The sequence below is a fragment of the Rhodococcus sp. 14C212 genome, from assembly GCF_011058195.1.
Taxonomy (GTDB): Bacteria; Actinomycetota; Actinomycetes; order Mycobacteriales; family Mycobacteriaceae; genus Rhodococcus; species Rhodococcus aetherivorans.
Genome location: NZ_JAALEH010000225.1, coordinates 1 through 777, shown reverse-complemented (window position 1 = coordinate 777; position 777 = coordinate 1). Strand labels below are relative to the sequence as shown.

1 protein-coding gene is annotated in these 777 nt (G+C 69.6%); it reads left to right on the top strand.

Features of this window, described 5'->3' with window-relative positions:
* Positions 1-777, top strand: a 777-nt coding sequence (locus G6038_RS30815) for an AMP-binding protein (protein ID WP_165042713.1), incomplete at both ends; no start/stop codon positions are given.

Below are 777 nucleotides of genomic sequence, written 5' to 3'. Positions count from 1 at the left end.
GATCTGGAGATCCTCGAGCCGGTGGAGCGGTCGCGGGTGCTCGAGGTGTGGAACGACACGGCGCGGGCGGTGCCGTCGGCGACGTTGGTGGAGTTGTTCGGGGAGCGGGTGCGCCGGTCGCCGGAGGCGGTGGCGGTGGTGTTCGGCGGCGAGTCGCTGAGCTACGGGGAGTTCGCCGGGCGGGTGCGCCGGTTGGCGCGGTATCTGGTGTCGGTGGGGGTGGGGCCGGAGTCGCTGGTGGGGTTGGCGATGCGTCGGTCGGTGGATCTGCTGGTGGGGATGTACGCGATCGTGGAGGCCGGGGGCGGGTATGTGCCGTTGGATCCGGATCAGCCGGTCGAGCGCAATGCGTACATTCTCGAGGTGGCGGAACCGGTGGTGGTGCTGACCACGGTGCGGGACGGGTTCGAGGCGCCGGGGGAGGGCTCTGTCCGTGTGCTGGCGGTCGACGAGCTCGATGTCTCGGCGTTGTCGGATGCGCCGTTGACCGATGCGGAGCGGACGGCGCCGTTGCGGGGGTCGAACACGGCGTATGTGATCTTCACGTCGGGGTCGACGGGGCGGCCGAAGGGGGTGGGTGTCTCGCATGCGGCGATCGTCAATCGGCTGGTGTGGATGCAGGGGCGGTACGGGTTGACCGCCGAGGATGTGGTGTTGCAGAAGACGCCGTTCACGTTCGATGTGTCGGTGTGGGAGTTCTTCTGGCCGTTGCAGGTCGGGGCGCGGTTGGTGGTGGCGGCGCCGGACGGGCACCGCGACCCGGGTTATCTCGCTGCG